We start from the raw sequence: 24,469 nt of genomic DNA on the forward strand, positions 1-24,469 counted from the left end.
AAACTCCTCACGTTGAACATATACGCAATTTTGTAAAACATGCAAGGCTTTGCCGAAAGCCGCCTGCCAACCTCATTCTTGCGGAGCGAGCCAGAGAGCCTGATAGGACGCGCATCCCTGCATTAGCTCCGCATGCGTCCCACTGCCGACCAGCCTGCCCCCTTTCATGAAAAGAACCTGATCGGCGCCCTTCGCTGTCGCCAGGCGATGGGTGATCATGATGAGGGTCGTTGCGCTATTGGTCCTGCACTGCAGCCTCGCGATCACATCTGCCTCGCTGCGCGGATCGAGCGCGGACGTGCTTTCATCCAGGATCAGGACTGGCACATCCACCCCCGCCAAGCGCGCAAGCTCCAGCTTCTGGATCTGGCCTCCTGACAGGCGCTCGCCCTGTTCCCCCAATTCCATATCGAAGTCGATCGGTCTTCCAGGCTCGTGGAAGCGCCAGACATGAAGCAGTTCCTCGACGTCGCTGATGGGCTGGTTCGCCGGGGGATAGAGGATATTCTCCCGCAGTGATCGGTTGAACAGGCCGATGAACTGCGGCGCATAAAGAATATAGCGATGACGCTCGCTCCAGGGGATCGTGGCGATATCTACACCTGCAATCTCAACCCTTCCCGAGGCAGGTGCGAGCACGCCGGCAAGGATTTGGGCAAGCGTGGATTTGCCCGAACCGTTCGGGCCAACGATGGCGACGAAGCGGCCTGACGCGATATGCAGTGAAATCCCGGCGAGGGCGGGCAAGCCATCATCATAGCGGAAGCTGAGATTTTCAGCGGCGAGATCGGCGTCGGCAAAGCGGTCAGGCTGCCAGGAACCCCGCTCATCTTCGGCATTCGTCAATGCCAGAACGTCGCGAATGTTGGCGATCGCGACACCGGCCTGCGCCAGGATATAGCCCAGCGAACTCAGCGGAACCGTCAGTCTAAAGGCATAGGTCTGCAACAACACGAATTCGCCTGCCGTCATTCGCCCTTTGCCGACATCGAGACCGGCCAGCATGAGCAGCGCCACAAGCCCGGCTCCCACGATGCAGAACTGCAGCGCCGCCATGATCGTCAGCGAACGGTACATGGCCCCGTTGGCCTGCCGCTTCGCGCTCAATGTCCTGCCCACATAGTGGAGTTCGCGATCGAGAGCGCCGTTGAGGATGACCCGGCGGGCATTGCGCACGATGTCGCCGATCGTGCGGGACACATGCGATGCCGCCGCATTGCTTGCATCGGCATGCACACGGTGGCGTGCCGCGCCCATCCAGGTTGCCCCGAGGAATCCCAACAGCGTCACGCCCAGGATCAGGACATTGCGAGGCTCGATCAGGCTGGCGATCACCGCGAGACTGGCAAGAGCCTGCAGGAAGACAGGCCCCAGCCGCCAGATCAATCCTTCCACGACCAGGGTCAGGCTATAGGGCAATCGCTCCAGCATGCCGGGAACGCGTCCGCTCCGGCTGTCGCGCGCCGCCGTGATTTGAGGCAGGGCGGCGCCAAGCGCATGGGTTTTAAGCAGCCGCGCCAGTGCATCGACCATTTTCGCGGTGCAGGAAAGCCTGGCCGTTTCCAGGATGGAGGCGCCCGCCCAGCATCCCACGAACAGCAGGATGTACAGCAACAATTGCATGGGCGGTCCCACTGGTCCGGCCAACGTGTCGATCAGCAGCTTGAGCGCATAGGGACCGGCGACGCCCATCGCGATCACGAGGGCTTCCAGGGCGAAAGCCTCTATCAGGCTCCGCCTGGCACCGAGGTCCGCAGACAGCATCAGCCGCGTCAGCCGGACCAATATGCCGAACGTCGTCACTTTCATGGCCTCCTGGCGATCGGTGAATGAGCCAGAAGGAGGATTTGGAACGCGGCCTTTATCCTAGCGGCAAATCAGGCTGTTGCGAAGCCGGGATCGCGAGACGCCAGAAAGGGAAGGGAGGGGCGGGAATGTGACGGGAGATGTGGATCGTCCCGTTGTTCCTCTATCTCAAGGAGATGGTTCCCATGGCGACCCTTGCCCGCATGAACGAAGCGCCCCCCGTATCCGCCCCCTATCGCATCGATGTCTCGCGCGGCCGAATGAGCAGCCGCGTATCGTCGGAATGGTTCTCCCGGCCCGACGATGAGAAATATCTCTCGCTGACCAGCCTCTATGATGCCGTTCGTGGCCGCGCGGACAGGGCGACCACCCGCATCGTCGAAAGCCGCGCGATCCGGGTCGAGGCGAAAAGCGACAACCCTGAACGCCTGATGCTGATGGCGCCTGGAGATGATCGCCCCCTGGCGCCGACCAACTGGTCCTTCGGCCAGGTGGCGAGCCTCGTTGGGGCACCGGCTTCCTATCTGCGCCAGCTTCCAGCGGCCCTTGCGGGCATCAACCTGCAACAAGGGCTCATGACCCACCGCGGCGAGCAGGTCAAACTGCTGCAGACGGACAATGGCAGAACCGAACTGCGCGCTGCTACCGGTTCCGAATATGGGCGCATTTTCGACTGGGAGCTGGTCCAGGCTGTAATGGCCTTTGCCGGTGACGGCGTCGGCGATACGCGCTGGAAGGTGCCTGGCACAATCCAGTGGGGCAGCATGACCTACAATCCCCACGTGGATATCACCAAGGAAACGACCACACTCTACGCATCGGACAGAGATATTTTCCTGTTCCTCGTCGATGATACACATCCGATCGAGGCAGGAAAACTGCCAAATGGCGATCCTGACCTGTACTTTCGCGGCTTTTATGCCTGGAACAGCGAGGTCGGCTCGAAAACGCTCGGCATTGCGACCTTTTACCTCCGAGGCGTTTGCGCGAACAGATGCCTTTGGGGCGTCGAGAATTTCGAGGAAGTCAACATCCGCCACTCGAAATTCGCCGGCGCCCGTTTTGCCCATCAGGCCGCTCCGGCACTCGAGCATTTCGCGAACTCCTCTCCGTCGCATTTCATCTCCGGCATCAAGGCTGCCCGCGAACGGATCGTCGCGCGCAAGGACGAAGATCGCGAGCCTTTCCTGCGCAGGCGCGGCTTCTCGAAGGCCGAGACCACGAAAATCATCCAGACCGTACTCGCCGAGGAAGGCAGGCCACCTGAATCCATCTATGATTTCGTGCAGGGCATAACCGCGCTCGCGCGGTCGAAGCCCCATCAGGACAGTCGCCTCGAACTGGAAACCAAGGCCCGAAAGCTCCTCGAACAGGCGCTCTGACGCCAGGCCTTCGTCCGCTTCTCCGCTCTTCAGTCCCGCATCCTGGTCCCGCGCCAGGATGCCCTACGTCATGAAAGGATGCCCTCATGCGTCCCCATCAATCCGCCCCCCTCCAGGAATTCACCGTCGACGTCGCCTTTTTCAGCGGCGCAGACCCTTTCGCCACCGAGACATATCGGATCCCGGCCGCGACATGGTTCAGCGCGCAGCAGCAGGCGCTGCATATGTCGGTGAACAGCGTCTACGATAATGCGCGCATTCCCGATCTCCGTCGCACCGCCACCGTCCGGTCCGTCTGACGCTCATCTGCGATCAAGTCGGCCATAGCCAGCCACTCCGGCGCATCATGCGGCGGAGTGGCCGGTCCCGATCAAGGACATCATCATGCAGGAACCTGACGATCGCATGTGGCGCGCGCTGCTCGATTTCCGCGCGCGTCATGGCCGGCGCTGGAAGGACGCGCTCACTCGTAAATGGATGAACGGCGATGACGAGCGGGAGCCAAACAGCGCATCGCTTCGCATGATCCGCAACCAGTTCGGGCCATCCTGGCTCTCGGACTTGCCCAGGCTCCGCCTCGACAACGCGGCGCGGCGTCTCGCCAATCTGGAGAAGCTTCCAGATATGTGCGCCTGTCCTCATCCGGAAACTGGCGAGACCATCATCATCAAGCGCGGCGAGGCCGGATATTGGCCGATGCCCTCGCTCATCGCGGTCGATGCGTTCAATGCGAGGCCTGCCGCGATCGCAGCTATGCAAGCCGGCGCCATGTTCGGATGGCATGTCCCGGCAGCCGATCCCGATCGCTATGATGCGGTTGGAAGTCCACTGACCGATCGGGGCAATGCTGCCGGATGAGATCCCCCTTTCGCGGTGCCTCCTTGCCGCCGACCCGAGACCTAGAGGAGAGAGGGAGGGATGGCGTGATCCTTGAGGAGATCGCGCATGCATGACAAGCCGCTCAGAAATTCCGTCCAGCATGGTTGCGGGCTGTCGCTGCCTTCCTCCGGTGCCGAGGCCTCCCGCCATGATTGAAGCCTCGACAGCCTTCGATCCCGCCGACGCGCGATGCTGGGTCGCGCGGGGCCGCCCCGAAGATCATGCAGAGCAACTGGCTCGCGCATGGGCTGACTTTCCGGATCTCCCCAATGAGGCGCCAGCCCAGGACCGCATGGCCCGCATTCGCGAGCGCGTCGCGGCGCTTCGCCCCCTCAACGACGCCATCCGCGAGGAAGGGGAACGCGAGCGGAAGCGCCGGAATTTCGCCTTCGTCGAACGCCGCATCGCGGAAGGGAAGGGCGCCGCGCGCGATCATTTCATCCTGCAGGCTTCCTCCCGCCATGGCTATGACTGGGACGACGCGGTTCACTATGCGGATGGCAGTATCGCGGCAATATCAGGCTGGGAGCCGCGCCGATCCTTCCATACAAGGTCTGGCGCAAGCGCTGATCCACTCGACAGCGCCTATGCCCAGGGCTTTCGCGATGGCGGAGGCTGTTTCGAAGATCCGTTCGATGCTGCGCGGCGCGCCTATGCCGCCGCCGCGGCCGCCACGCAGCGCGAACCACGAACCGCCTCTGTCCAGCCGATGTCCCGGCCGCTTCCAAGCAGTTGGCCTCTGCCGACAGACGCGCCGCGCCCCACGCGATGGTCCAGGCGCCTGCTGATCATAGGTGCGACTTCCGCCGCGGATGCAGGCCTTGCGCTTCCTGCCATGCTCCAGTCCCGGTCAGGCCATCAGGACATGACAATGATCCTTGCCGTTCCCGGCCAGGGATTTTGCCTTTGGGATAGCGTCGGCAATGCCGAGACACAGAATAGGCAGAGCCCGTTGCCTGTCCTGCTCGCCCATGTCGATCCTGACGATACTCTGGTCGTTGCAGACGGAGATGATCTCGACTGGATCGACCATCACGCCGCTCTCCTTCCCCTCTGCCGCACGATGGAGCGGACGCGAAACTCGGTGATCCAGCAACGGGGCCAGTTTCGCACCTGGCTCGATCGTGGGCTCGATACCGGCGAAATCATGGCCGGCGGGCATATCTGCTGGACGAAGGTCGCCCAGGGGCTCTCAGGCCGCCTCGGGGAATTTATCGCCCGCTATAGCGGCCCCGTCCGCCCGCGCGGCCATCAGATCGTCATCGAGCTCACAGACGGAACGTCAGCAACCGGCTTCATGACGCCGCAGGGCGACCTGCTCAAGCCGGAAGCGATCATCTCCAACAAAGCGCATTTGCGCAAGCATATGGCGGCAATGCTGCGCCGCTTCGCCTCCGCGATCCCGCACTATTGACCTCTCCTGGACCACGCGAAGCAGGCTCGAATCGCGAGATTGGAAACCCATCATGACCATCCCCACCACCGGCAGGGCCATCATTCAATCCAACATCGACAGGACGGGCCAGCATATCTTCGCAATCTTCCCCGATGCCGACAATGCGGGCTTTGCCTACACGATCGGCAACGCGCGGCTGGGCCTCCCCGAGCTGCTGATTATCGGAAATTTCGCGCCGATCCTGATGGCATCGGTTCTCAACGAAGTGGGCCAGCGAATGCGCCAGAAGGACCAGGTGCCCGACAAGGATATCGATATCGGCGGCGCTTTCCCGATCCGTCCCCGCCTTGCCGGGGCTGAGGCTCGCACCGCATTCACCATCCAGGTTGGGCGCTTTCTCGGCCATGATGAATATGCCGTCGTTCAGCTCCTCCTGCCCGATCCCATGGGCTTCTATCCCGGCGAGCCAGGATGCGACCCTCGTTACGACGTTCCCCGCCCATGATGCCCTGCCATTGAGGAACGCAGCCATGCGCCCGACCGCGAAAATCCCATGTACCGAACCGGGCCAGCAAAAGCCGGTGTCCCTGATCGTCAGGCAAGCCGGATATCCCGACATGCTGGTGCAAACGCTCGAGCAAGCGTCGCGCGGCTATTGCGAACGCCGCGATAGGACCGGCCTTGGCGCCAGCGCTTTCCCGGAAGCCGAACTCATGCGCGACGGCGTCATCGTCGGCCGCATCAGCTATAACGGCCGCATCTGGCATCCCATCCCATGGCGACCGGGCGACAGGCCCATCTACGACAACACAGCTTGCCATCGCGGCGAGGCCGAGAGCTGACATCCGCTTCAGCCCAACCCGGCCCATGTCTGCAGAGTTTCCAGACCGCTCTCCGGACCGAACAGCGGAGCGGAGGGGGAGGGTGTGTGTGGGAAACCGCGAGAAGCATTGCGCGCCCATGTGAAGGAACCCCCGATGGATATGATCACCTGCAGGGCCCGCATCGCCGGGCAGGCTCCGCTTTACAGCTATCGCGTCCTTGTCCCGCTGGACCAGCTCACCCCCCTCCGTCGTCATCGTGTCGTAATTCTTCATGCCATCACACGAGCCGGACGACAGCCCTGTACCCGGCTCGCCGATGTGCTGGCGCCCAACCGCTGGTTCGAGCGCTATCTCGCCATGCATTGCGGCCTGACTGCGCGCCTCAATCTCGTGTCCCGCCGTGTCGAAGCCATCATCCTGCACGCCATTTTCCCTGAAATGACTGCGCGTCTCGTTCCGCCGATGCTTCAGCTCGATCATGATCCCGGGGAGGCCAGCCATCGCATATCCGGCATCGATCTCAACGCAGCGTTCGATAACCTCGCACCGCGGATCGAAACGCTGATGGCGGCCGATCTTGGGCTTTGCACCGACAATCAACGCCGCGCAGCCTGAAGCAGGATCCAGCCCATGACCAGCTATGCCCCATTCCGTCTCGAAATCGCCGCCTGCCTTTGGGAAACAGTCCTAAACTTTCGCGACCGGCCTCCCACCGATCCCGATGCGCTACAGCGCGCTCTCGCCATCCATAGAGCATTCGACAGGCTTGGGGCTGACGCCCTGCGTCCCATTGTGCTCAGCTGGACCCCTAAGATCGAACGCGCATGGCAGGACGTCGATGACGATTGCCCCTTCGGTCACGACTGGGCCTATATAGGCCGATGGATGGTCGAGAATGTCGACTGGACCCATCCGCACCACCCGGTCCTGCACTCCGATATGACCGGACAGGATGCTGAACAGGCTTCGCCAACCGGCATTGGGGAAGAGGCATCGTCGAGGCCGACGGATACGGTCAGCTGCCAGGATCACCTTGCCCTTTTGGCGCGGGCACGCTCCGCCATCGAACATCCCGATGACCTTGCAAACCATGCACGGACCCAGTTGATCGCGGAAATCCGCGGTGCCGAGGATCTTTTCGAACGATCACCCTTGCCCTGGACGGTCCATCTTCATGCCGCCGCTATCGAGCACCGCTATGGTACCAATATCCATGCCGCCATCGATGAGGCCATGCTGAACGCGGAAATTGCCGCCTGGTGCCGGGAGTGGTGGAAAGAAGCCGGCGACGAACGCGATCCCGCCACGCTCGATGATGAGACCGTGATCGCCGTTTATTTCGACGGGCATCCGTCGGACGGATGCGCTAAGGACCAGCTGCAGGTCGTGCCGCCAGGTCTCAAGGCAACCAGCACTTCGGAACCGGTGGAAATGGGACGCTATTGTGTGCTCTCGACCGCGCATCTCACGGTCCAGACGGCCGGCCTTCTCGATGGCTGGGCATCCTGGCCGCCGACCGAGCGGCCGATCGACATCGCCGCCTCCGTCTACGGCTGGTTCGTGCCCACGCGGTCGCTCGAAGAAACGCGCCAGGCGCTACTGCCGGCAGACCTGCTGCGCTTGATGGTCTTCGGCAGGAGCAGGGGCTTCCAGTTCCTGCTGCTCGATTGCGACGGCGACCGCTCGGACGATTTGCCGATCCACGACTGGTGATCCCGCACTCGAAAGGAAATCCCGATGATTGGAACGCTTGAGCGTGCCGCGACTCCCAGCCGCTCGGCCGGCGCCCAGACACCGCCGACAATACCCGCCCTGCCGCTGCAACCGGGCAAGCTTTATCTTCGGCTCTACCACGGCCGCGCCACGCCCGACGAGCAGATGGAGGACTGGGGCAGCGATGGCCCCGTGATCGGACCGCTCGCCTCGATCCATGTCACTTATATGTGTCATCTGAAATTCGCCGCGGCCCCGGATGTCATGGAACGCTTTTTCCCGGAGGTCATGGCGCAGTGGCAAGCCAGCGGTGTCAGTAACGCCCATGGACCGCTTTGCGACTGGCAATTCAACGTGATCGACGATCTCATCGAATATGGCGGCATCCTATATGGGGATTGGTCGACTTTCCTCGCCGACGATCATGCTGCCCGCTAGCGCGTCCCATCCCATCATGGGGCATCGGCGCTACCCTCCAGCAACGACAGCAGCATCACATGGAGGGCATCTTCCGCGCGCTCCCGCCTTGTCGCATCGCTCGAGGCCAGATCCTTTCGCATCCAGTCGGGCAATCGCCGCACAAGGTCGCGCAGTTTCACATCGTTTGATTGGCTCATCACCCTCCCTTTGCAGGACGGTCATCCCGGCGGCAACCGTCTTGCCCAACTGGCATCCGCAAACCGGGATGAAGGGGGAGGGGGCGGCGCAAGGGAGGCGGACAGACGGTCCGTCGTCGAGACCGGAGATGATCATGCCTCTTCCCGCCACCATCCAGACGGCCGTCAGTCAGGACGCGATCCGTCGCGCATCTCGCCTTTTCTCGGGGGATAGCCGCGACTGTCTCCAGGAGCTGTGCCAGAATGCACGGCGGGCCGGCGCTACGCGCATCGCGATCGATCTCACCCAGCAGGACGGCCGCTTCTCCCTTCATGTTCGCGACGATGGTTGCGGCATCGACGATCCGGCCGCCCTGCTGCTGCTCGGACATTCCGGTTGGGACCATGACATCGCGCGCTCCGAAGACCCCGCCGGCATGGGCATGTTCAGCCTTGCGGGCCGCTCCGTCGAAATCCAGTCCTTTTCGCCATCGGCCGGCACGGCATGGAAAGTGGGCATCCCAGCCCAGGCATGGGACAGCGGCGCACCGCTTGCCCTTGAACAGGGCACGATCGGCTGGGGCACGCTGATCTCGATCGCAATGCCCGATGACTGGCATTTCGGTTTACACAGCATTGTCGCGGATATCGCGCTCCACTTTCCCTTACCGATGACGATGAACGGGGTGTTGCAGCCGCGGAAGGATTTCCTCAAGGACGCGCTACTGGTCGAAGACGCCTGCGGCTGCCGTATCGGCGTCTACAATCTCGATCCGGACTGGCAAGATGGCCGCCGCATCAACTTTCACGGTTTGCGTGTCAAATGCCCCTTGCCTACCATTCGCGAAGTCAAGGACAGCATCGACCACTGGGCCGTCCGGATCGATATTGTCGATGCGCCTGAAATCCATCTGGTACTCCCGGCCCGCAAGGACGTTATCGAAAACGCCGCGCTGAAGGTTCTTCGCGAAGCCGCGGAACGAGCCATATACAAATTCATCGCCACGCAGCCCGATCATCGCCTCCCCTTCTCTGCCTGGAGACGGGCTCACGAACTGGGTGTCACGCTGCCTGAAGCGCGCTGCGCCCTGTCTCTCTGGCATCCACAGACGCCCGACGACCATCATGCGCGCGTCAGCACCGGGTTCGCTTCCGAGGGCCCGATGCTGCTTGTCCCCACGCTGGAGTCCGACATCGCGCAGCCACTCGCGCTCACCCGACGCCAGGCGCCGCTTCAGGCGTTCCAGCTCGTCGAAGAGGAACGCTTGCTCGAAGGCTATAGCTGGTACGACCAGATCCCGATCATCGATCAGCTTTCCTTTCAAATCCACCATGATGGGGCTGAATATCGCCATGGTGACGACCACCATCTTCCCGTTGATCTGCCGTCAGGCCTTGTCGACAGCATCACCCTCGAACTGACAGTCGCTCAGTCCGAATGCGAAAACGCACCACAAGCCATGCATTCCATCAAAGTCCCGGCTCTTGTTTGCCCCAACAACGGTTGGGACATCGAACAGGCAACCATCCTCGTGGCACGCGACAGCGACATCAAACCGGACCGACTGGGGCGCCTGATCTATGCGACATTATTCTGTTCGATCGACGATGGCGACAATGATAGCTGGGAAACCCAGTCACGCGCCTTCGAGCGCGATGCCCGCCAGGAAGCGACCCGGATTCTTCTCGGCGAGGATGCAGCCATCCTTCAGGCCATCACGATGAACGCACGGGATCATCTGACCTGGCTGATCCCGCAGGATCGCAAGATCGTCATTCACGCCGATCGCGACGCCTTCACCGTGGATTTCATCTCGAACTGAACCGCCGGCGGGAGTGCCTGGCGCTCCCGCTACTCCTATCCGCCCCAAATGAAGGAGACCGGCCATGCGCCGCTTCCCCGTGTGCGCCTGCTCGACGGCGCATCTTCCCCCTGCCGAGCGCGACACCATTGACGGCCTGATCCGGAACGCGCCCCGAAGCGGCGGCCGCCTCATCGTCGATCATCCGCTATTGTCGATCGAGCCACACCAATATGGCTTCTGGATCCATCTTGGCCTGCTCGATGACTGGCCGGAGCGCCCCGACGCACTTTCCCCTGAGATCTGGGCTCTGCTGACCCACGCCCGCACGACGGGCGCCAACTGGATCAGCTTCGACCGCGACGAGCCGCATTGCGATCGCTTTCCGGTCTTTCCCGCGATTACGGAAATAGCGGCAACGCAATCCGGCGACCTTGCCGAACCGGTGGCCACCGCGAGGCCTGTGGCCGGGACGACCGTGCGCTGCGCCTCTTGCGGCAGCGCGGATGTGATGCGCGACGCCTGGGCCTGCTGGGACGATCACACCCAGGATTGGGTCCTCGGCTCGGTGTTCGACGCAGCCTTTTGCGAAGCCTGCGAGAACGACACGACACTGGTCGTGGAGATCCTTGAAACCACGGAGATTGCAGCATGACCATGCCATCGGCCTCCATCGACCATCCGGTCACCCATGTCGCCCTCAGTAGCCTCGAGCGCTCGGCCTTGCAGGTCGCTCTTTTCGATCCCGCATCCATCGCGTCGATCCGCGGTGGCGCGCGGCTCAACCTGATCGACGCGGACGACAGCGGCACGCTCAAACATGCCGTCGCCCTGGCCGATTATCCCGATGCGCTCTGGCACGCGGTCGCATCCGCCCTTGTCGAGGCTCCAGCTCCCGCCACTTCACCAGTCTCGCTGGCCGAACTCTATGCGTCCCGCTCCGTTCCCGATCCGCAGCTGTGTGCCTGCTTCATAGCGCTGATACCCGCCGAACTGGAAGCGGCGCTTGAGGCCGAGCATCCCGATGCGCTGGACAGACGCGACGCTTTCGGTGCGCGGATCCATTGCATGCACCGAATGCGCTGGTTCAACGATATTTTCGCCTTCCTGCCGCCCGAGGCGCTGTCGCAAACCGGCTGGCAGGCTGCCGCACGGCAAATCGACCAGCCCGAAGGGCCTCGCTGGGCACCGGAGCTTCTGCTGCGGCGCCGCTCGCTGTTCCACGATCCGAAGCTCGACCGCGCGGCTGCCCTGATCCGGGAGATTGAGGCGTCGCTCTGGATTACCTGCGAAGAACCATTCGGGGCCGGCCAGGATTTCGACGCCTATCGAGCCGGTCTGTTCAGCCAGGTGATGGCCGACCCTTGTGCGTTAGGAATCCTTCACGATGATGGCGATCACCAGTTCGCTGTCGTGACCGATGCCCTGGAAGCGGCCGGTCATGACTGGCGCAATGCTGGACCCATCATTCTTCCGGCAGCGATCGCCGCCTGAATTCCCTCTCCACATTCAACGCGAACGACCGCCTTCTGGCGGCCGGTCAAGGAGTATGTCCGATGAACATTCCCATCAGCAATTTCACCCGCGACGCCCGCGTTCCGCTCGGCCATTGCTCGACCGGTCCCCTCGAACTGGATCTCGGCAAGCTGATGTCGGGTCGCTGCCTGATCCAGGGATCATCGGGCGCGGGCAAGAGCCAGACGCTGCGCCGGATCATCGAGGAAGCCTTCGACTATCTCACGACCATCATCGTGGACCCGGAGGGAGAGTTCGCCAATCTCGCCGCGCATATCGGCGCGACCACGGTGGTCGCGCGCGACTATGCCAATGACGGTCTCACCGCACTTGCGCTGCGCACGCGCCAGCACCGGATCGCGTTGCACCTCGATCTCACCGATCTCGAACCCGATCACCGCATCGAGAAGGCGGCCGCCTTTTTCGCGGGGCTGCTATCCGCGCAACGCGAACATTGGGCGCATACAGTGCTGGTATGCATCGACGAAGCGCATCTGCTGGCACCGCATATGGCAGCGTCCGCCCGTGATGCAGAAACCCGCCGCCTGGGCGTTGCCACGCTGACCGACATGTGCGCCCGGGGTCGCAAGCGCGGCATCGGTACGATCATCGCCACGCAGCGCCTCGCCAAACTCGCCAGTTCGGTGGTCTCGGAACTGCATAATCATCTGATCGGCCTCAACGTCTTCGACCGCGATGTGGCGCGCGCCGCGGACCTGCTCGGGTTCGGCAGCGATCAGGCAGCGCTATTGCGCCTGCTTCCACCCGGCGAGTTCTTCGCCTTCGGTCCCGCACTGGCCGCCACGCCCGTGCTCGCGAAGATCGATCCGACGATTACGCCCCATATCGGCCGCACGCCTGACCTTGTGGCCGCCGCCGACCTCGGCCCGGACGAGAGCCGCACTTTGCTCGACCTTGAAAATCTGCGCGAGGTTGCGCCGGTCAGGACCACCCATGCTGCCATGCGGGGACAGCGCGCGCTCGACGCCTTTCTGCTCGACCCTGCCGCTCCCGCCGCCGCACGCATTGTCGGTGCCCTGGGCAACATTGCGCCTAATGCCACTACGTCCGACGATCTTGCGCGCCACCTTGCGCTTGCCGCCAATGATGTCGACGCCGGACTGGATCTGCTCGCTGCCATCGGCGCGTCCGACACGATGCCACGCGGGGATACGCGTATTGCGCGTCTGTCGGCCCGGTTGCGCCTGCGCGTCGTCGATACGCCCGTCGTCGGTCTGGTCTGAAGGAAGCGCATCATGACCCATAAAAGCTTCGATCTCGACGCCGATATCGTCGAACTGACCCCCTTCGTCCCCGAAGCGGAAGCTGTTCCGACCGTGCCGCTTGCAGAACTGGCCTTCCGCGCGGACGCATGGCTCCCCGATGAGACCAAGCGTCTGCGCGCCGCATTCGCCGAAGATCACACAATCGATGAGATAGCGGCCATGCTTGGCCGACCTCGGGCAGGCGTCGCCACGCGTATCCATGATCTTGGCCTGCGCCGTAACTCGCGGCGGTCCTGGACCGAATGGGACGACGAGGAGATGGCACGCTGCTATGCGCACGAACCCACGGCAACGCTGGCCGCCCGGCTCGGTCGGGGCGTAAGTGCGCTTTATGCCCGCGCGCGGCTGCTGGACCTGTCCGAGCCCGGATCGCCACCCTATAGTGGATGGGAAGATGCGCAACTTCGTGCCGGCTATGAGAAGGGCGTTCCTGTCGCCCAGATCGCGAGCCTGATCGGTCGCCCGTTCACCGGCATCATTTCCCGCGCATCGACATTGGGCCTCCGCCACGCCTGTCAACCCGACGACTGGAGCGACGCGGAAATGACCCGTGCGCTCGAACTGGCGTCGACCGGCGCACGCTATGTCGCCATTGCACAGTTTCTGACGGCCGAAGGCTTTCCGGCCCGCAACGGTCGCAGTCTCGGTCAACGCCTGCGCAAACTCGGCTATGGTCGGGGCTGGGGACGCCCATGGATTGCAGAGGAAGACGATCTGCTGCGCCACGCCTATACGACCGGCGCGAGCCTGACGCCGCTGCGCGAACGTCTTGGGCGCACGCCGCACTCGATCCGATGGCGGGCCGAAGCGCTGGGCTTGCGCGGCACGCATGTCCATCGCGACGGCTTTCGGCAGGGGCCCGTCTGGACGGTCGAGGAAGAAGCCCGGTTGCGGGCGGACTATGGCAAAATTCCGACACGGCAGATCGCCGACCAGATTGGCCGCGGGGTGCGCGCCGTTCTCTACCATGCCAACCGGATGGGTCTTACCCACGGTTTCATGCGCGCGTTCAGCGCCGACGAGGACAGGGCGATCCGCAATGCCTGGACATATGGCGTCTCGATGGTCGATGTCGCCCAGGCGTTGGGCCGCGATCCCGCCGTCATCGGTAAACATGCCGCGCGTATCGGCTGTCGATTCAACGATCCTGCCAGACCTGTCCGAGGCCCGAAGACCCGGCGGGCAAATCGCACGCCTGTCACGCTTCAGAGCCTGCTTGCGCTCGATCCTGCGGAGGTGGTCGATGTCGACCTTCCGCTCGCTGCCTGATCCTGTTCCAGCACGGAGATCATCATGTCATCGTCTGATCATCGCGGCCCTTCCGCGTCACCATCTACAAGGCTCGAATTTACCTATTCCCGCTGGAGGCATGGCGGCTGGTATGTTCACGGCGTCCGCTATCCAAATGGTGCGATCGGTTGTGTCTCCCGAAACTATCCCGACGGCAAATGGCGCATCGTTTGCGATCCGCCCCCCTTCGAGAAACGCCCCGCCTTCCAGAAGCGCGAAGACGCCGCCATGGCCGAATGGCGACTGGCGCAAGCGGAAGTTCTGGAAAGCAATGGCGGCACTCCGCGCTGCTGCTCACAACCTTGATCCTCGACACCCACCGTCAACCGGATGGAGGACATCATGCCATCTGCTTGGAAAACCTATTGCTGTTGCGGTCAATATGCCGGCCATTTCGAGCAGCACTGGAATCGCGATACCGGCTATAGCCTTTGCGAGGATTGCACCGACTATTGTGCCCGTGGCGAAACGGCCGAGAATTTCGAGCGGACCTACGGCGTAGCGGGCGTCCATTATGCCCGAAGCCCGTCGCTCGGCATCCTGCGCAATTCGGACTGAGCGACGAAGCCCGGACGATCCCCAAGAGATCGCGTATTAAGCTCTCCGAGCCGATCAGGGTGGTGATCTACGCGACCACGTCCCCAATCCCCGTCGACGCACGATCCCGTCCCACTCGAAACACGGCAACCGCCGATCTGTCGATCGCGCCCTGACTTTCCGCTCATCCCACTGGAGGCTCCATGTCCCTGCCAGACCAAAGCAACGGTTTCTCGCCACTGAGGCAGAAACTCTCCTCTTTCGATAATGCGTACAAAATTGCCCTTATCCTTCGACGTGACAAAGGCGTCCCGCATTATGTCGTACGCGGGATCCTTCCCCTCCAGGCCTATCGGGTGACGACGAGGCCGCCGGCCTGGCCGGACCGCTGGCTGGCGATGGTCGCATGAGCGCGGGCAGTCGTGCGCCCGTCGTCGCGGCATGGGGTGCGGGCACCAATTCGACCGCAATGATCATCGAGTTGGTCCGCCGCGGAGAAATCCCGGACATGACGTTGTTGGCAGCCATGCCCGAGCAGCCACACACGAGGCGGCTTATCCCTGTCTTCCGCCAGTGGATGGACGATCATGGCGTTCCCAACGAGATCGTCGAATATCAGGCCCGGTTCTTCAAGCATTGGCCACCCTACACCTCGCTGCTCGATGCGTGCCTGACGAACGGCACATTGCCGTCGATTGCCTTCGGGCAGCACAGCTGTTCGGCCCGGCATAAAATTTCGCCACAGGATAAGTGGGTCAAAGCATGGCCTCCGGCGCAGCACGCCTGGGCGAATGGGCGCAAGGTTGTCCGCCTGATCGGCTACGACTGCTCCGCTCGGGACAACGAGCGCTATGCTCATCGCGAAGGGCATGTTTCAGATTTCTATGAGTACAGGTACCCCCTTCGGGAATGGGGTCTCACGCGCGAGGATTGTGAACACATCATCGCAGATGCTGGCTTGCCAAGCTTTTGTAAAAGTTCATGTTTCTTCTGCACGGCAATGCAGATTTCAGAGGTCCGCGCACTAGCTCGCGAGGAATTGCGCCTCATCGTCCTGCTTGAAGCGCGCGCCGCCCCGAGGCTTCGAACCGTTGAAGGACTATGGCGCAAATCGACGAAAAAACGTCCCGGTTCGATGACAGCGTTCATCCGTGCCGAAGGGTTACTCGATCCCGGCGAGATCGACGAGATTATCGCCAACGCGCCTCTCGATCTTCTTGAATTCCAGCGTGCGGCCGCTGCTGTTCCGATCGAGCAACGATCCCATATCAGCACATGGATCGAGCGTTTCAATGCCGGGCGAGCCTGTGCTCCACCGCCCGCCAATGATCCGGATGACCTCCCCCGGACGGCTTGATCCCTGGCTCCAGCCCGGCATGGGACATACCTGGTGCCGGCGGCCTTGGCACCCATCACACACGTTGGCTGAAACGATCAGTGCAGTCAGCACAAAGGCGTCGTCCGCCGCTTCGTAGTCAATCGCGATCCATGCGCTTTGCTGTGCGTGCCATAAGCTATCCCCGATAGGGACGAAGTGTTCGGCGATCCCGCCGTGCGGCCCGCCACCATCCCCTGATGGTTCCCGCTACCGGAAACGCACCGGCCGGTGCCGCCCTGCATGGACCCGTTCGGTCTGCCTGCAAGAGCCGCCTGATCATGCCGCCCCCGCCGCTACCGCTACTCCCGCCGGCGTAGCGCCAGCGCGGCTACCGCCGCGCCTCCAGCCTCGCTCCCCAACCCCTCTTCGGCCCCGCATCTTCCACCCCGGCTCCGCGCCATGCCGCGGTGGTCGCGCAGAGTTGTGGGCGGGCCGCGGCGTTGCGCGTGGGGCAGGCGGGGAGGCGTCGCGCGGGAGGCATGCGGAGCGCTGTCCCACAGGCGCGCGGCGCGCGGGGAGAGGGCGGGACAGAGAGGAGAGAAGGACCGGGGAGGGCGTCGCCGGAGAATGGTCTTCGAGCGACATTCGAAAGGTCAAGACGATGAACATCGGTGAAATCTTCAATGTGAACAACCGCCTGACGGGCTCGATCGCCACCCGCACGATCGACCTGCCCCGCATCGGGCTGCGCAAGGTGATGAGCGAGAACGAGAAGGCTCCGGTCTACGAGATCCTCGCCCTGAACGTCGCACGCCGCTGGGTCCAGATCGGCGCGCTGTGGGAAGCCGTCTCGAAGCGCACCGGCGAAACCTTCCTCGCCGGGAACATCGACGATCCCAGCCTGCCCGAGCCGATGCCGATCGCGCTCTTCCCGGCCGATCACGGGGGCTACATGGTCGCGTGGCGGCGCGACACCATGCGTTCCGACTTCGGCGGTGGCATGGGCGTCAGCCGCACGAACTATGACGATCGCGGCCCGCGCGATCAGGGTGGCTTCGGCGACAGCACCGTCGGTGCCAGCGGCGAACTGACCGGCGCGGGTGCGCCGTTCGGCGAGGAGGACCCGTTCTGATCGCCGGTTGATCGGAACAGGTTCCGGGCCGGGGAGGCGACAGGCTTCCCCGGCCCTTTTCTTTTCTCTTGTCTGAGGAGGCAGCCCATGCCGCTCCCTTCGTTGCACGACCTCGCCCCCTTCGCCGATCTCTCCGCGCTCTGCACAGCGATCATGGCCAGTCCCGCCATCCGGGATATGCTTTCCCCGCCGTTTCCTGCGGCCCATATTCCGGAAATCCCGGCAGGGATCACCTGCGGCGAGATCATCGCTGCCATTTACGACCTGCTCGAGGGCACGCCCTTTGCCCCGCATGCCGCTGAAATCGTCGGGGCCGTCCTGACGCGCTCCGCTGCCTTCGCCGGCATCCGGGCGAGCATGCACTGATCCGACACCATGGGGGCGGGACGCCATCGCGTCTCGCCCCTTTTTTTCCATCATGCAGGAGAAGTCCCATGACCCAAGACCGTTCGCGCAGCATAAGCCGCTTCGCAGACCTGCCGGCATTGTTCGCCGAGATGACGGCAACGCCGGAATTCCAGCGCGCCTTTGGCGATCCTATCCCGCTTTCGATCATCCAGCCGGGCGACGAACCGGGCGAGCATGACATGCCCGATCCGTTGCACGCGCAGGCGGATTGCGCGGGGATCATCGCCACGATCTTCGACCTGCTGACCGATACAAGGCTCGATGCGCTCGCACCCGAAATCGCGTGGGGCACCGTCAACAGCTTCCATTTCGTCGCTGGCAAGCTAGAAAAGCAGGAGGACGCAGTAGTCGACGAGCTGCGCGACATGATGCGGCGGAACGATATCTCCGAAGTGTTCAACACCGAACTGGAGGAGAAGCAGCTCCTGTGCCAGTCACTGTCCGAACAGCGCGAGGCGGTCGAGTGCATGCGCGACTATGCCGCCGAAACCTTCCGCGTGCTCTCAGGCCGTCCCTGGTCGCCCGCGCGCGGCTCGCGTGTCTCGAAGGCCGCCACCGCCACGCAGGTGTCGATACAGGACTTCCTGCGCGCCCGGGAACTGGCCGACCGCGAGCGTTACCGCCCGCGTGGTCCGATCGTCGTCGCCTCGGGTCATGCCGAATGGCATGACTGGCAACTGCTCTGGGACCGGCTCGATTCCATCCTCGAGCGCATCCCGCACATGACGCTGGTGACGACCGCGCAGCGCAAGGGGTTCGATGCGATCGTGGCTTCATGGGCGGGGAACCGCGAGGTCCAGCTCGTGACCTACTCGTTGACAGGCTCGGGACGCGGTGCGCCCTTCGCGCGCAACCGCAAGCTGGTCGATCTCAAACCCGTCGAAGCCTTGCTGGGGGAGGGGTCAGGCATTCAGGCCAATCTTTATCAGGCCCTGCGCAAGGCAGGTGTCCCTATCCATGCCTTCCGCAAGGCGGATCAGGCTCCGGCCGAGAAGGTCGCTCCGCCGGAGCGGGGGCGGCTGCGTCGGGCGGCGTAACTTCCGCGAACTTCTTTCATCCTGTCGGGGACGGCGCTTCGCGCTGTTCCCGTTTTTTATGGGAGCGCATGATGGCGATACCCGATCATCACCGAGCCAATTTTCAAACGTTGCTGGATGCCGCCATGGACGACAATCTCGCTTTGATGGAATGCCTCGATGCGGTTTCCGGTGAGCCCCGCTATGTGGTCTGCGCCGTCGGCCGGAGCGGGGAGGAATATCTGTTCACGCCGTTCGGGCACTTGCATGACGGCGATCCCTTCGCCGCCTATGTTCCGCCAGCGCCCTGAGCAGGACGCGGCCCCGATCGGGTGGAACGACGTGCGGGCATCGCGAGCGGACTCGCAATACCCTCCCATTCCCATGATCGTCATGGAGGCGTCGGTCGGCGTCAAGGACGGCGGGGCCCCACCATTTTGCTCCGCAAAATCGTTGCCCCCACCGCCGCTTCGCGACCGCATCTGCGGTCCTTGACCCCGGCCCTCACCGTCCATGGACATTGAGGGCAGCGCTCAGAGGCACCCATTTGCGAATCAGGGGCATCGAGCCCCAGATTCGCAAAGCCTCTTCTCTCTCTCAAGAATTCCTATGGTGGCACGGGACCGCGTCGGCCTCAAGGACGACGGGGCCCCACCATTTTTTTGGGCGGGTCGGGCGTCGCGCTTGGCCTGCAATGTAGGTGGCCGCCCAAAAAAATCGTGACCCCCATCGCCGGCTGCGCCGGTCGCTTCGCGATCCTTGACCCCGCCGCTCGGAGCCCGTGCCCAAGGGGGAACCTCTTTCGTTTCAGCAGGAGGTTCCAATGACGAATATCAACCGCAGCGTTCGCCCGTTCTCCGACATCGCCGAATACATCGCGCAGGAGACAGCCGCCACCACCGACGATTTCCACGCCGCCTTCGCCTCCAATCTCGAGGGGATTCGCATCGGGCGCGGTGAAGAGGAGATGGCGACCGACATGCCCGATCCGCGGGAAGCGCAGCTTGCCGTGGAACTCATTGTCACGACACTCTTCGACGTGCTTCGGGACACCCGGTTGCAGCCGGCCGCGGAGCGCCTCGCATGGGGCATCGTCAACAGTTTCCATCACGTCGCCGACCAGTGGGCGGGCCAAGCCGACAAGGCGACGCGCGATGTTCAGGACCTGCTGCGGTGCGCCGACGGCAGCGAAATCCACGGTGTCGAACTTGAGCAGGCGCGCGATAACCTCGAATTCCTCGATGAAGCCACCGACGCCCTGCGGTGCATGCGCGACTACGCCGCCGACGTCTTCCACACCGAAACCGGCCGCCCGTGGTCCGCTCCGAAGGGATCGCTGATATCGAGCAAGCGCACCGCCTCGGTGATCGCCGCCACCGATTTCCTCGCCGCCCGCCGCCTCCGCAAGAACGAAGCGCACTACCCGGAAGGGTCCGTCGTGATCTTCTCCGGCGGCGCGGACTGCTGGTTCGACGAGCGCCTCATCTGGGGGAAGCTCGACGAAGCGAAAGCGCGAAATCCGATGATGCTGCTGGCGACCACCGCACAGGATAAGGGGTGCGACGCGATGGCCGCAGCGTGGGCCGCCTCGCGTAAGGTGAAGCTCATCACGTTCCGCCTCAGCGCGAAGCTGGGGAAGAGGGCGGGGTTCGTCCGGAACGAGCAGATGGTCGGACTGCGGCCCGTCGAGGCGCTGGTCTGCGAAGGGTCGGGACTACAGTCTCACCTCGCGCGCCTCGTTAAGGAGAAGCGTATCCCGGCGCGGTTCGTCAGGCTCAGCGATCAGGAATGGGAGGCGCAGTGAGGTTCCGCCTGAGGATCGGTCCGGTTCGCCGGGCCGGTCCTCATTTCTTTTTATCCAGCGTCACATCCGCCCCCGCTCAGGGACCCGCAGGCGGGTCCGTCGCGGGCGCGATGCGGAACCGCCAGGGCGGTCCCGGCCGTCTGCGCGCGGCTCCGCCGTGCTCGCCGCAGGGACACCCTACGGGTGCGGTCTGGGCGGGGGTGGCTGAGGTGGCAAGGCCCGCGTCCTGCCATCAGAGGAGAGGAGGGGAGAGAGGAGTGGCTCATTCGAGGAGATTAAAGCCATGTCCGAGCATTTCCCTTCGCACCTCTCCGGTCCGGCCGTTTTTATTTCCGGATCGCTGTCCATTACCGCGCTTCCCGAACCTGTCATCGAACGCATCGGCGGCATCGTCGAGCGCGCGCTTCCCGTCCTGATCGGGGACGCACGCGGCGTGGATCGGTTGGTCCAGCGCCATCTTGCCGACCGGGATATCGCTGCCGTTACGGTCTACTGCTCCGGCGAGGAACCAAGTAATAATCTGGGCGATTGGCCTGTCCGGAACATTCCTTCTTCCGGGCGAAAGGGCACCGCCGCCTACCATGTCCCAAAGGATGCTGCGATGGCACGCGATGCCTTCAGCGGTCTCGTGATCTGGGACGGTCGCAGCCGCGGAAGCCTTGCCAATATCCACCGGTTGGCGGTTCGGCGTTGCTTCACCATGATCTGGTTCGGGCCGGAATCGCGGTTCATTACCCTCAGATCGGATTCCGACAGGGAGAGCTTTATCGAGGCGCATCCCTGCCGGAACCTGTGATGACCAGTGGCGTGATCAGATCGCCGCTGGCAGTCCTTTAACCGCCGTTAGCGCCGCACTGCCACCGACCCGGATCGCCTGTATGAGAAGCTCGCGGAACTCCCTTTCCGTGAGTTTCTCCACCGGCATCTCCGCGATCATTGCGGCATATTTGCCGCGCAGGGCACGGCGCGCGCTTTCCAGTTCATCATTCATCTTGCGCTGACGCGCTTCCAGATCGGCGAGCCGATCCCTTTCCGTCATCTTTGGCATGTCCATCGTCCTTCCCCGATGGCCTGCCCGTCACCTGCGACTGTGCCACATCGACGGACCGGCGCAAGCAGGGATTGCCGCTTCCTTCGGAACCGGCGGGCCGTTGCGCCTGGCCGCTTCTGTCGGTCCGTCACCGACCTCACCCCGTCCATCGGCCCGCAGCAACTGTCGTTCGCGGACACCCCCATAAGGAGAGCTCCATGCTCACTATCGAACCCGATTACGACCGTTTCGTCGAAACCCATGAACCGCATTACTTCCATGCTCAGGCAAGGGGCTTCGCTCTCATTCGCGATATCGAACGATATCTGGATGAGGCCGATTCCTATGCAGGTCGCTACACCGGTTATATAGACCCTATGACGGAAGATCTGGTCATAACCGGCGAGTGCGAAGAAGAATATGAAGCGGCCATGAACAACGCCCGCGAAGTCGCCTGCATGGTTGCCCGGTCCAATGGATACCGCATCCTGTTGGCCCAACGCCGCAGCGACGACGCGGCCATGCTGGTCTACCAAGCCCATGGAGACCTCGATCCGCCAGCGTAAACTTACTCCGGGATCGGGCCTGACGTCCGGTCCCCTTTTTTTGTGTTGCGGGAGAACCACCCATGAACGTCAACCCTCGTGCCGCTGCAGCGTTGAAAACCAATCTTTTGAAGCAAGGTTGCCCCGCGCCTTCCGGCACGACGCTGCGCAGCGCGAGCGCGCTGCGTAAGGCGGGACGCACGGCGCGAGGCCGTTTGTAATGGACCCTACGCACGGGTGCTGCAGGAGAATAAACCGCTTAAAATCAATTGGATATGTCTGTATCACCTGTAGGGCAAGGATTGTGTATCCGGTCGTACACGTAGGGCAAGGCTATGGTCTGCCTGACTTAATCCGTTCACACTGAACCATATTTTCCGGTATTACATGTCAGACGTGATATCGGCCGACGGAGGGGCGGGACATCGGGGCCGGTAAACGAGCAAAACGCGGTCGGTGCCGTTTCGGTCGGTTTGGCACGTCACCCGAGTAGACGCTTGAGTGATTGGAAGACCGATCGTCTGGTCCCGGCTGGAGCGCTACCCTAATCGAAAGTGAGTTCGATCTCCCCATCCGGGATTTGGAATGTCATACCGGAAACGATGCGCAGCGAGTTGAAGATCGCACCGTTTCACTGTCACCCTGCTGCGCATTGGGCACCGCAATGACGAAATAGCCTGCAGGGAAATAGGTGTCCGCGCTGGCCTGTCCTGCATCCGTTATCTGCAGGAAAAGGGGTATCAGGAAACCGAGCGCCGCCTGCGTGTCGGCGACTTTTATGAGCTACCTTTCCGGCAAGGGCGAGACGGCTATCAGTGCTGAAAGTGGTAAGCGGGTACAGAGCGAACCTTTCAGGTTGAGGGGACGAGCAGGAGAGGATGATCTTTAATAGCGCCGTCCGGCATCGGGGATCGTGCGGCCGCAAGATCATCGAGATAGATGACGTCCAGGAGATTGTCCTCACATGCCATTGCGAGGGCGCTTCCCTCGCAATGGCATGTGAGGAAGCGGATACTGAACCATCTCGCTCGATATCGCCATCAGCGCGATCATAAGCCTGATACCCGATGGCGACTGGGTGATCGACGAATTGCCAACGCTGCAAGAGCTGTTGCAGAACAGACGCAACAATTGTCAGTCGGCGGTCCAGCCACCATCGACCAAGAGTGACGTGCCGGTCATCAGGGCCGATGCGTCGGAGGCGAGCAGGAGGAGCGGACCCATCAGGTCCTCGACGAGACCTATTCGGCCGAGCTTGATTTTCGAGAGAACGGTCAAACGGAACTGCGCGTCTTCGAAGAAGGGCCTGGTCATGGGCGTCTCAATGAATGTCGGCGCGATGATGTTCGATCGAATGTCATGAGCCGCCAGATCCAGCGCCAGCGCCTTGCTCATTCCCTCCAATGCCCATTTCGAGGCACAATAGAGTGACCGGTTGGGCGCTGCGACATGACCCATCTGGCTACCGATATGGATCAGCGAGCCTTTGGTGTCCGTCTCGATCATGCGCCTCGCGCAGGCCTGGGCGACGAAGAAAGCACTTTTGAGATTGAGATCAAGCACGGCGTCATAGTCGTCTTGGGTCACATCCAGAAAAGGTTTTGGACGATTGGTCCCGGCATTGTTCACGAGAATATGGTAGGCAGGGCGATCCGCGAAGAAGCGCTGCACGGCTCCGATATCGGCGACGTCGAGAACGGCCGCTTCTGCGTCACCGCCACTCTCAGAAATGGCTGATGCCACGACGTCGATCTGGTCGGCTGTTCGGGCCACCAGCGTCACCGACGCCCCAGCCTGGGCGAGCGCGGCGGCGAGGCCAACTCCTATACCGCGGCCGGCGCCCGTCACGATCGCGCGGCGTCCATCGAGCCGGAGACTGGGAGTTGAAGGTAGCTGCATCGGTCCGACATCCATTTCCAAAAATTGACAGTCGATCAGAGATAATTGGCGATCGCGTAGTTGCCTTCGTCTGTCGGTACCAGATTGCCGACGATTGCAACGTCAGCCCCAGCCGCTTTGCCGGCGGCAACGCCTGCAGGAGAATCTTCGAACACCAGGCAGTTTTTGATATCTGTCCGCCGTCAGCGCCCATGGCACAGATTTGAGGTTGTGATTTAAGGAGGGTTGGGGCTTCGTCGTAGTGACGAAGGAACGAAGATGAAGACCCAACCCTCCTTGAAAAAATCGCCG

General features: G+C 62.7%; 29 protein-coding genes. 24 read left to right on the forward strand and 5 right to left on the reverse strand.

Going from position 1 to position 24,469, the window contains the following annotated elements; translation table 11 throughout:
- Nucleotides 1-72 precede the first annotated feature (72 nt).
- Nucleotides 73-1,809: an ABC transporter ATP-binding protein gene (locus tag ACAX61_RS17920; RefSeq protein WP_370716018.1), complete on the reverse strand. Its 1,737-nt coding sequence runs from the start codon at nt 1,807-1,809 to the stop codon at nt 73-75.
- 182 nt (nt 1,810-1,991) lie between these two features.
- Here ACAX61_RS17920 and ACAX61_RS17925 point away from each other — a divergent pair, with 182 nt between their 5' ends.
- The 3 genes from ACAX61_RS17925 to ACAX61_RS17935 all read left to right on the forward strand — a co-directional run bounded on the left by ACAX61_RS17925 (nt 1,992) and on the right by ACAX61_RS17935 (nt 4,046).
- Nucleotides 1,992-3,188 carry a DUF932 domain-containing protein gene (locus tag ACAX61_RS17925; protein WP_370716019.1) on the forward strand — a complete coding sequence of 399 codons (1,197 nt, stop codon included), beginning with the start codon at nt 1,992-1,994 and terminating at the stop codon, nt 3,186-3,188.
- Between the two features lie 86 nt (nt 3,189-3,274).
- Nucleotides 3,275-3,487, forward strand: a complete 213-nt coding sequence (locus tag ACAX61_RS17930) for a hypothetical protein (protein ID WP_214867343.1) — start codon at nt 3,275-3,277, stop codon at nt 3,485-3,487.
- Nucleotides 3,488-3,572: 85 nt separating this feature from the next.
- Nucleotides 3,573-4,046, forward strand: a complete 474-nt coding sequence (locus ACAX61_RS17935) for a hypothetical protein (RefSeq protein WP_370716020.1) — start codon at nt 3,573-3,575, stop codon at nt 4,044-4,046.
- Nucleotides 4,047-4,149: 103 nt separating this feature from the next.
- Here ACAX61_RS17935 and ACAX61_RS17940 read toward each other — a convergent pair whose 3' ends face one another.
- Entirely contained in the window at nt 4,150-4,503 is a 354-nt protein-coding gene (locus tag ACAX61_RS17940) for a hypothetical protein (RefSeq protein ID WP_370716021.1), read from the reverse strand.
- Between the two features lie 435 nt (nt 4,504-4,938).
- Between ACAX61_RS17940 and ACAX61_RS17945 the strand changes: the two genes are divergently transcribed.
- From ACAX61_RS17945 to ACAX61_RS17970, 6 genes are all read left to right on the forward strand, one after another.
- Complete coding sequence (locus ACAX61_RS17945; protein WP_370716022.1) at nt 4,939-5,481, forward strand: hypothetical protein; 543 nt, start codon at nt 4,939-4,941, stop codon at nt 5,479-5,481.
- A 52-nt stretch (nt 5,482-5,533) separates the two neighbouring features.
- A complete protein-coding gene (locus ACAX61_RS17950) occupies nt 5,534-5,968 on the forward strand; it encodes a DUF4262 domain-containing protein (RefSeq protein WP_370716023.1) in 435 nt (144 codons plus the stop codon).
- Nucleotides 5,969-5,993: 25 nt separating this feature from the next.
- A complete protein-coding gene (locus tag ACAX61_RS17955; protein WP_370716024.1) occupies nt 5,994-6,305 on the forward strand; it encodes a hypothetical protein in 312 nt (103 codons plus the stop codon).
- Between the two features lie 120 nt (nt 6,306-6,425).
- The gene (locus ACAX61_RS17960; RefSeq protein ID WP_370716025.1) at nt 6,426-6,902 is read left to right on the forward strand and encodes a hypothetical protein; all 477 of its coding nucleotides are present in this window, start codon (nt 6,426-6,428) and stop codon (nt 6,900-6,902) included.
- Nucleotides 6,903-7,172: 270 nt separating this feature from the next.
- The gene (locus ACAX61_RS17965; RefSeq protein ID WP_370716026.1) at nt 7,173-8,000 is read left to right on the forward strand and encodes a DUF5983 family protein; all 828 of its coding nucleotides are present in this window, start codon (nt 7,173-7,175) and stop codon (nt 7,998-8,000) included.
- Between the two features lie 24 nt (nt 8,001-8,024).
- A complete protein-coding gene (locus tag ACAX61_RS17970) occupies nt 8,025-8,438 on the forward strand; it encodes a hypothetical protein (protein ID WP_370716027.1) in 414 nt (137 codons plus the stop codon).
- Nucleotides 8,439-8,452: 14 nt separating this feature from the next.
- Here the strand turns inward: ACAX61_RS17970 and ACAX61_RS17975 are convergent, their stop codons facing one another.
- Nucleotides 8,453-8,617, reverse strand: coding sequence for a hypothetical protein (locus ACAX61_RS17975; RefSeq protein ID WP_370716028.1), 165 nt, complete (start codon nt 8,615-8,617; stop codon nt 8,453-8,455).
- A gap of 134 nt (nt 8,618-8,751) precedes the next feature.
- On the opposite strand from ACAX61_RS17975, the gene ACAX61_RS17980 reads away from it, so the two are divergent.
- The 14 genes from ACAX61_RS17980 to ACAX61_RS18045 all read left to right on the forward strand — a co-directional run bounded on the left by ACAX61_RS17980 (nt 8,752) and on the right by ACAX61_RS18045 (nt 21,500).
- Complete coding sequence (locus ACAX61_RS17980; protein WP_370716029.1) at nt 8,752-10,419, forward strand: sensor histidine kinase; 1,668 nt, start codon at nt 8,752-8,754, stop codon at nt 10,417-10,419.
- A 64-nt stretch (nt 10,420-10,483) separates the two neighbouring features.
- Nucleotides 10,484-11,053: a DUF5983 family protein gene (locus tag ACAX61_RS17985; protein WP_370716030.1), complete on the forward strand. Its 570-nt coding sequence runs from the start codon at nt 10,484-10,486 to the stop codon at nt 11,051-11,053.
- Nucleotides 11,050-11,892, forward strand: a complete 843-nt coding sequence (locus ACAX61_RS17990) for a hypothetical protein (protein WP_370716031.1) — start codon at nt 11,050-11,052, stop codon at nt 11,890-11,892. The genes ACAX61_RS17985 and ACAX61_RS17990 overlap by 4 nt, the downstream gene beginning before the upstream one ends.
- Nucleotides 11,893-11,954: 62 nt before the next feature.
- Nucleotides 11,955-13,157, forward strand: a complete 1,203-nt coding sequence (locus ACAX61_RS17995) for an ATP-binding protein (protein WP_370716032.1) — start codon at nt 11,955-11,957, stop codon at nt 13,155-13,157.
- Between the two features lie 12 nt (nt 13,158-13,169).
- A complete protein-coding gene (locus ACAX61_RS18000; RefSeq protein WP_370716033.1) occupies nt 13,170-14,468 on the forward strand; it encodes a hypothetical protein in 1,299 nt (432 codons plus the stop codon).
- A gap of 24 nt (nt 14,469-14,492) precedes the next feature.
- On the forward strand, nt 14,493-14,795 hold the full coding sequence (locus ACAX61_RS18005) for a hypothetical protein (protein ID WP_370716034.1): 303 nt from the start codon (nt 14,493-14,495) through the stop codon (nt 14,793-14,795).
- 36 nt (nt 14,796-14,831) lie between these two features.
- Nucleotides 14,832-15,047, forward strand: coding sequence for a hypothetical protein (locus ACAX61_RS18010; RefSeq protein ID WP_370716035.1), 216 nt, complete (start codon nt 14,832-14,834; stop codon nt 15,045-15,047).
- 385 nt (nt 15,048-15,432) lie between these two features.
- A complete protein-coding gene (locus ACAX61_RS18015) occupies nt 15,433-16,383 on the forward strand; it encodes a hypothetical protein (RefSeq protein WP_370716036.1) in 951 nt (316 codons plus the stop codon).
- A gap of 622 nt (nt 16,384-17,005) precedes the next feature.
- On the forward strand, nt 17,006-17,476 hold the full coding sequence (locus ACAX61_RS18020) for a DUF736 domain-containing protein (RefSeq protein ID WP_370716037.1): 471 nt from the start codon (nt 17,006-17,008) through the stop codon (nt 17,474-17,476).
- Between the two features lie 87 nt (nt 17,477-17,563).
- The gene (locus tag ACAX61_RS18025) at nt 17,564-17,842 is read left to right on the forward strand and encodes a hypothetical protein (RefSeq protein ID WP_370716038.1); all 279 of its coding nucleotides are present in this window, start codon (nt 17,564-17,566) and stop codon (nt 17,840-17,842) included.
- 68 nt (nt 17,843-17,910) lie between these two features.
- The gene (locus ACAX61_RS18030) at nt 17,911-18,921 is read left to right on the forward strand and encodes a DUF2493 domain-containing protein (protein ID WP_370716039.1); all 1,011 of its coding nucleotides are present in this window, start codon (nt 17,911-17,913) and stop codon (nt 18,919-18,921) included.
- Between the two features lie 71 nt (nt 18,922-18,992).
- Entirely contained in the window at nt 18,993-19,211 is a 219-nt protein-coding gene (locus tag ACAX61_RS18035) for a DUF6117 family protein (protein ID WP_370716048.1), read from the forward strand.
- Between the two features lie 512 nt (nt 19,212-19,723).
- Nucleotides 19,724-20,704, forward strand: coding sequence for a DUF2493 domain-containing protein (locus ACAX61_RS18040; protein WP_370716040.1), 981 nt, complete (start codon nt 19,724-19,726; stop codon nt 20,702-20,704).
- Between the two features lie 283 nt (nt 20,705-20,987).
- Complete coding sequence (locus ACAX61_RS18045; protein WP_370716041.1) at nt 20,988-21,500, forward strand: hypothetical protein; 513 nt, start codon at nt 20,988-20,990, stop codon at nt 21,498-21,500.
- A 15-nt stretch (nt 21,501-21,515) separates the two neighbouring features.
- Here the strand turns inward: ACAX61_RS18045 and ACAX61_RS18050 are convergent, their stop codons facing one another.
- Nucleotides 21,516-21,752, reverse strand: coding sequence for a hypothetical protein (locus tag ACAX61_RS18050; RefSeq protein ID WP_370716042.1), 237 nt, complete (start codon nt 21,750-21,752; stop codon nt 21,516-21,518).
- Between the two features lie 200 nt (nt 21,753-21,952).
- On the opposite strand from ACAX61_RS18050, the gene ACAX61_RS18055 reads away from it, so the two are divergent.
- Entirely contained in the window at nt 21,953-22,300 is a 348-nt protein-coding gene (locus ACAX61_RS18055) for a hypothetical protein (protein ID WP_370716043.1), read from the forward strand.
- Nucleotides 22,301-23,413: 1,113 nt separating this feature from the next.
- Here ACAX61_RS18055 and ACAX61_RS18060 read toward each other — a convergent pair.
- Nucleotides 23,414-24,178, reverse strand: a complete 765-nt coding sequence (locus ACAX61_RS18060; RefSeq protein ID WP_370716044.1) for an SDR family NAD(P)-dependent oxidoreductase — start codon at nt 24,176-24,178, stop codon at nt 23,414-23,416.
- Nucleotides 24,179-24,469 lie beyond the last annotated feature (291 nt).

Origin of the sequence: Sphingomonas sp. IW22 (assembly GCF_041321155.1) — a bacterium.
Classification (GTDB): domain Bacteria; phylum Pseudomonadota; class Alphaproteobacteria; order Sphingomonadales; family Sphingomonadaceae; genus Sphingomonas.